The following is a 6905-nucleotide window of genomic DNA, read 5'->3' on the forward strand; positions in this document are numbered from 1 at the left end:
CACTCGCCTTGGAACCCGAGCGGGTAACCGCTCCATGGGTTCGAACGCCTCGGTCGTCGTTCAATTTTCTAGTAATATATGTCCAAATCGTCGAGAACATTTCTTTCAGCGCAAACACGGCCTTCTAAACGCCAATATCTTCTGCCGTAGCCATATTCAACAAACGTAAAGTCTCCGCTTCTTGTACAACTCGGCTGACCGGGAGGATGGTTCGAGATTGATATCGTCCCGCGTAATATTAGCCGCTCATTGTTGATGAATATTACGTCACCGTCGATCGACGCCCACGCCCCTGTACTGGGAGATCGGTGCTCCCCAGAAATGTGTATATATCCTCCTCGGTTGAACGCTCGCGCTCTTCCGTATTGCGCGGGCGACTCAGACATATCGACCCATTGCAGACTCACCCCCCACACGCGGCGGAGCTTCGCCAATCCCCTCGGATCGCCAACCTGCGTGAGCTGCGGGGACGGGCTCGTGGCTCTGGTCCCCGTTCGCGAACCCGCGCCGGTTCGCTGATCAGTTGAAGTCGACGGGCGGCGATCCGAGCGTCTCACTTGAGGCTGTGGGCAGCCCGGGGGATAGCGACCCGCCTGCCGCGCGGCCTGGCAAGCGCGGCTGTCCTGCGCAGGCGCGGGCATAGAGAAGACTAATGCTGCACTGCACGCCAAAAGGATAGCCGCCCGTTTCGGCATATCTTGCGATAGCATCAGAGCCCGTTTCACTTCGCTATGACCCCTCCATTGCATATCACCAGGTTAGGCCGCGCTGCGTCAGCCATTGCCGGGATAGGAGGCCTCCGCGGGCGGCCGAAAGCCGATGCCAATGAGTCGCCTGATCGAGATTGCGTGGCACGCCAAGGCCATTTTCGTAAAGGAGGGCGATTTGATGTTGCGCGAGGAAATTCCCTTGGCCTGCCGCCCGGCGGAGCCAGATCATCGCCTGCTGATAGTCGCGCGGAATTCCCTCTCCGCTCGCATAGAGAACGCCGAGCTGACCTTGCCCAAACGCATCCCCTTGGTCTGCGGCCCGCCTATACCAGATCATCGCCTGGCGATGGTCCTTGGGAACCCCGAAACCGTGGTGGTATAGGGTTGCGACCTGGCTCTGGCCGATCGCTGATCCCTGATCGGCCGCGCGGCGGTACCAAGTCATAGCCTCCGCATAGTTCTGCGGCACGCCGTTTCCGTCCTCGTAAAGCATCCCAAGATTGACCTGCGCTTCCTCGAAACCCTGGTCGGCGGCCCGGCGATACCAGATCGCCGCCTGCCCGTAATCCTGCGCTACGCCGCGGCTATGCTCGTACAAGGAGCCGACATATGTCTGGCCCGCCGGGTCGCCTTGGTCTGCGGCACGCCGGTACCAGATCATGGCCTGCGCATAGTCCTGCGGTATCCCATTTCCACTCTCGTAGAGGGAACCCAGGTTGACCTGTGCCGGGGAGTAATTCTGCTCGGCCGCCAGACGATACCAACGAAGCGCCTGGGCGGCGTCACGCGCGACCCCGCGCCCATTGTCGTAGAGCAGGCCAATTCGATTCTGTGCGCTCGCAAATCCTTGATCCGCCGCCCGACGAAACCAGATCATCGCCTGGTGATAATCCTGTGCCACGCCGAGGCCATCGGCATAGAGCGCGCCAAGGCCGCTTTGCGCTTGCGCATCGCCTCGATCAGCGGCGCGGCGATACCAATATACAGCCTGGCCATGGTCCCGAGTCGTCCCGAGGCCCGCGGAATAAAGGAAGCCGAGCATGCCCTGAGCGGCCGGATCACCCCGATCGGCGGCTCGCCGGAACCAGCTTAGGGCCTGAGCGAAATCCTGCGGAACGCCCCAGCCATTGGCGTGGTGAAAACCAACGAGCCGCTCCGCCCCGGGAAGACCGCTATCCGCAGCAAGCCGATACCAGCCCAGCGCTTGCGCATGATCCTGGGAAACCCCTTCACCTCTGGTGTGGAGCACCCCCATGATGGTCTGGGCGACGGCATCTCCCCCATTTGCCGCACGCCTGAACAACGCCACGCCCTGCTGAATCTCGCCACGCTCGATCAGAAGGCTGCCGCTTATTATCTGATTTCGGGCGACCGGACTCATCGAGGATGGCGACGCGCCAAGTTCCTCAACGAGCCGGTTCAGACCAGCAACCGCTTCCGCCCGGTCTGCAGAGCCACCCGATCCGACGCCTCCACGACGGCTCGCGAAAGGCAATTGCGGCGCCGACCGGACCCGCTGCATTCGTTGCGGGCGCGGGCAACCCGGAGGGTAGATACCGGCCATCCGGGCCGCCTCGCAGGCCCGGACATCCGCCGCACCGGCTGGTGCTCCCGACCAAAGGGCTGCGCAAGTCCCGAAAGCGAGCAGTGTAAGTCTTGCGCTGCGCGTTATCACGGGCAGGGCCTCAGCTGATATGGATAGGTATCGTTCACGACATCGACATTATCGCCGTTGCGCCGATAAATGTTACGATCAGTGCGAATTTCGGCCTCGCTCGTTCCTTGTATCGTTTCCACGTCGCGCTGGCCGCCGGAAACGGAAATGATGCGATTTCCTTCTCGGGAAATCGTCCAAGGACGCCCACAATTTCCCTGGATCGACCACCGCCTGAACAGCCAGTCGATCGCCGGTCCCGGGGCGGCGACCGGCGCGGCAGCGTTGGCGGTCATGGCCGCTGCAGCGTCGACGTCGGCGACGGTGGCTGCGACATCGTTTTCGGCCACCGCGGCGACATTCTGATCCGCACGGTTGCCGGAGGAACGCATAGCCCACAGCGCCAACACGAACAGGACAACAGCCGCTCCGGCCACGAGCCACAGCGCCGGCCGCCGAAGCAGGTGGGCCCCACGCGCGATGTCGGCGCCGCGTCCAGCCCGGCGTTGAGCCTCCTGCTCCGCCTCGGCCTTCTGGCGCTCCGCCTCCCACTTCCGCGCTGCCTCGGCCTGTTCCGCCTCCTGCTGCTTTCGCGCTTCATTGGCGAGGCGATCCCTTTCCTCCTGCGCCGCGAGCCGTTCCGCCTCGACGACGGCGAGCCGTTCCCTCTCCAGGGCCCGTAGCCTTTCCTTCTCCGCCTCCTCCGCCCTCTGCCGCCCCCGCTCCTCCTCGGCCCGGCGCTCGGCCTCCTCGGCGTCGCGCGCCAGCTGGGCCTTTTCCTCCGCGCTCAGCGGCGCCGCGACCCGGAGCTGCAGGACGTCCACGATATCCCTCGCGAACGCCGCAATCTTTGCGAGGGCGTCTTCATTATTCTCCAGATTGCGATGACGAATGTCGGAGAAATCGGTCCATTGCGCCGCCCTGACGGCGGCGAATGCCGCCTCGTCCACCGGCTCGCTGCCGGTGATGTCGATCCAGAGCAGCGGAAAAATGCGGCGCCGGTCGCGCGGAAGATCGGGATAGGTCTCGAAGATCGTCTGCTCCCGCGCCTCGAACATCTTCGTCTCGCGCGCGCACCACTCACTTTGCATGTAGAAGGGCGTGATGATCGGGATGAAGAAGGTCGAATCGCCGATGGCCCCGCTCGTCACGCGCTCCCAATCGGCGCCCGAGGGAATCGCACTCACGTCCTGGAAAAGCTGAATGTCGTCCCGGCCATATTGCGTGCGCAACTCGGCGAGCAGCAACGAACGCAACTGGCTGAGTCGGCCGCGCGAAAATTGATCGTCGTTGCGCGAGTAGGACCAGAAGCCGACCGGCGAGAGGCGCACGCGGGGACGCGGGAAAGGCTTCGCCCCCGCCGATCCGCGCTCGACCTTGCCGCTCGCCATGTGCCGTTCGCCCCCCAAAGCCGGACAGCTCTTTTCGTCGAACCTACTCTGCGAAAGCGTCGCGAGTCACGCCTGTATTGGGGATTATTGCCGCAAGCGGCCGCTGATCTTCCGGTCCGGGTCTTCAGCCGCCCAGCTTGGCCTTGATCTTCTGGAAGAAGCCCTTCGAGTTCGGGCATTCCTCGCCGGTCTCGGTCTCGCGGAACGCCTCGAGCAGCTCGCGCTGCTTCGCGCTGAGCCTGGTCGGGGTTTCCACCTCGACCTGGATGACCATGTCGCCAAAGCCGCGGCCGTTGACGCTTGGCATGCCGGCGCCGCGCTGGCGGAGCTGCTTGCCGGACTGGGTGCCGGCGGGGATCCTGATCTCGTGCCGCACCTTGTCGAGGCCGGGGACCTCGATGCAGCCGCCGAGCGCGGCGGTGGTGAAGCTGACCGGGCAGCGCGCGAACAGGGTCGTGCCCTCGCGCTGGAAGATGTCGTGCCGGGCGAGGTGGATGAAGATGTAGAGATCGCCGGGCGGGCCGCAGCGGACGCCGGCCTCGCCCTCGCCGGCGAGGCGGATGCGGGTGCCCTCGTCGACGCCGGCGGGGATGTCGACCTTGAGCTGGCGGCGCTTCTCGACCCGGCCCTCGCCCCGGCAGGAGGGGCAGGGATCGGCGATCATCTCGCCGGCGCCGCGGCAGCTCGGGCAGGTCTGCTCGACCACGAAGAAGCCGTTGCGCGCGCGGACTTGGCCGCGGCCGCCGCACATCGTGCAGGCCGAGGCGCCGGTGCCGGCCTTGGCGCCCGATCCCTCGCAGGGCTCGCAGCGCGCCGTGGTCTCGACATTGAGCTCGACCGCCCGGCCGTGAAAGGCGTCCTCGAGACTGATCTCCAGGTCGTAGCGCAGGTCGGAGCCGCGGCGGATATTCTGCCCGCGGCCGCGGCCCTGCTGGGCGCCGCCCATGAACTCGCCGAAGATATTGTCGAAAATGTCGGCGAAGGAGCCGAAGTCCTGCGGGCCCGCCCCGCCGCCATTGCCCCCCATCCCGCCATTGCGGAAGGCGGCATGGCCGAACCGGTCATAGGCGGCGCGCTTCTGCGGATCCTTCAGGCAGTCATAGGCCTCGGAGAGCGCCTTGAACTTCGCCTCCGCATCCCGGCAGCCGCCATTGCGGTCCGGATGGCATTCCATGGCGAGCTTGCGATAGGCCGACTTGATCGTCGACGCATCGGCGGTCCGCTCGACCTGGAGCAAGTCGTAATAGTCGGTTTCAACCATGACGAAGCCGACACCCCCTCAAGGACGGCGCCCGCTCCCCTCGCCTGGAAAGAAGCGGGCGCACCATTCCATCAGCCCTTGTTGTTCTCGTCGACCTCGGAGAATTCGGCGTCGACGACTTCCTCGTCGCCCGCGCCGGCATTCGCCTCGGCGCCCGGCGCTTCGGCGCCCGGCGAGGCGGCGGCCTGCTGGTCCTTCTCGTAGATCGCCTGGCCCATCTTCATCGCCACCTGGGCGAGGGCTTCGGCCTTGGCCTTGATCGTGTCGGTGTCGCCACCCTCGACCGCGGTCTTCGCCTCGGCGACGGCCGCCTCGATCTCGGACTTCAGCGACCCGTCGACCTTGTCGCCATGCTCCTTGAGCTGCTGCTCGGTCGAGTGGATCAGGCTTTCCGCGCTGTTCTTCGCCTCGGCCGCCTCGCGGCGCGCCTTGTCCTCGCCCGCAAACTGCTCCGCTTCCTGCACCATCTTCTCGATGTCGGCGTCGGACAGGCCGCCGGAGGCCTGGATGCGGATCTGCTGCTCCTTGCCCGTGCCCTTGTCCTTGGCGTGGACGTTGACGATGCCGTTGGCGTCGATGTCGAAGGTGACCTCGATCTGCGGCACGCCGCGCGGCGCCGGTGGAATCCCGACCAGGTCGAACTGGCCGAGGATCTTGTTGTCCGCCGCCATTTCGCGCTCGCCCTGGAAGACGCGGATGGTCACCGCATTCTGATTGTCCTCGGCGGTCGAATAGGTCTGCGTCTTCTTGGTCGGGATCGTGGTGTTGCGGTCGATCATCCGGGTGAAGACGCCGCCCAGGGTCTCGATGCCGAGCGACAGCGGGGTGACGTCGAGCAGGAGGACGTCCTTGACCTCGCCCTGCAGCACGCCGGCCTGGATCGCCGCGCCCATGGCGACGACCTCGTCCGGGTTGACGCCGGTATGCGGCTCCTTGCCGAAGAACTCCTTCACGACGTCGCGGACGCGCGGCATGCGGGTCATGCCGCCGACCAGGACGACCTCGTCGATGTCGGCCGCCTTCACGCCCGCATCGGCCAGCGCCTTCTTGCAGGGATCGAACGTCCGCTTGATCAGGCTCTCGACGAGCTTCTCGAGATCGGCGCGGCTGATCGACTTGACCAGATGCTTCGGCCCGGTCGCGTCGGCGGTGATGAAGGGCAGGTTGACCTCGGTGGTCTGCGCCGAGCTGAGCTCGATCTTGGCGCGCTCCGCGGCCTCCTTCAGGCGCTGCAGCGCGAGGCGGTCGGTCCGGAGGTCGATGCCCTCCTGCTTCTTGAACTCGTCGGCCAGGAAATCGACGATCTTCGCGTCGAAATCCTCGCCGCCGAGGAAGGTGTCGCCATTGGTCGACTTCACCTCGAACACGCCGTCGCCGATCTCGAGGATCGAGATGTCGAAGGTGCCGCCGCCGAGGTCGTAGACCGCGATCGTCTTGCCGTCCTGCTTCTCGAGCCCATAGGCGAGCGCCGCCGCGGTCGGCTCGTTGATGATGCGCAGCACCTCGAGGCCGGCGATCTGCCCGGCATCCTTGGTCGCCTGGCGCTGCGCGTCGTTGAAATATGCGGGGACGGTGATCACCGCTTGGCCGACCGTCTCGCCGAGATAGGCCTCGGCCGTTTCCTTCATCTTCTGCAGGATGAAGGCGGAGATCTGCGACGGCGAATAATCCTTTCCGCCGGCCTGGACCCAGGCGTCGCCGTTGGCGCCCTTGACGATCTTGTAGGGCACCAGCTCGGTGTCCTTCTTGGTGATCGGGTCGTCGAAGCGGCGGCCGATCAGCCGCTTCACCGCGAAGATCGTATTGTCCGGGTTGGTGACCGCCTGGCGCTTGGCCGGCTGGCCGATCAGCCGCTCGTTATCCTTGGTGAACGCGACCACCGATGGCGT

Annotated in this window: 4 protein-coding genes; all 4 read right to left on the reverse strand. The window is 65.3% G+C overall.

The genetic code is table 11. The features are described from left to right. Window positions 1–750: 750 nt before the first annotated feature. Window positions 751–2274, reverse strand: a complete 1524-nt coding sequence (locus VEC11_RS16560) for an SEL1-like repeat protein (RefSeq protein ID WP_464134504.1) — start codon at window positions 2272–2274, stop codon at window positions 751–753. Window positions 2275–2381: 107 nt separating this feature from the next. Continuing rightward, a complete protein-coding gene (locus tag VEC11_RS16565) occupies window positions 2382–3755 on the reverse strand; it encodes a TIR domain-containing protein (protein ID WP_464134507.1) in 1374 nt (457 codons plus the stop codon). Between the two features lie 124 nt (window positions 3756–3879). Beyond that, the gene (dnaJ, locus tag VEC11_RS16570) at window positions 3880–5016 is read right to left on the reverse strand and encodes a molecular chaperone DnaJ (protein ID WP_464134510.1); all 1137 of its coding nucleotides are present in this window, start codon (window positions 5014–5016) and stop codon (window positions 3880–3882) included. Window positions 5017–5087: 71 nt separating this feature from the next. Next, on the reverse strand, window positions 5088–6905 hold a 1818-nt coding region (gene dnaK, locus VEC11_RS16575), incomplete at its 5' end, for a molecular chaperone DnaK (RefSeq protein WP_464134513.1).

The sequence above is a fragment of the Allosphingosinicella sp. genome (assembly GCF_035626655.1).
Taxonomy (GTDB): domain Bacteria; phylum Pseudomonadota; class Alphaproteobacteria; order Sphingomonadales; family Sphingomonadaceae; genus Allosphingosinicella.

What these genes read in the sequence shown, in the direction of transcription:
- VEC11_RS16560 (WP_464134504.1), bottom strand. Translation starts at nt 2,274, where the DNA reads ATGGCCGGTATCTACCCTCCGGGTTGCCCGCGCCCGCAACGAATGCAG.
- VEC11_RS16565 (WP_464134507.1), bottom strand. Translation starts at nt 3,755, where the DNA reads ATGGCGAGCGGCAAGGTCGAGCGCGGATCGGCGGGGGCGAAGCCTTTC.
- dnaJ (WP_464134510.1), bottom strand. Translation starts at nt 5,016, where the DNA reads ATGGTTGAAACCGACTATTACGACTTGCTCCAGGTCGAGCGGACCGCC.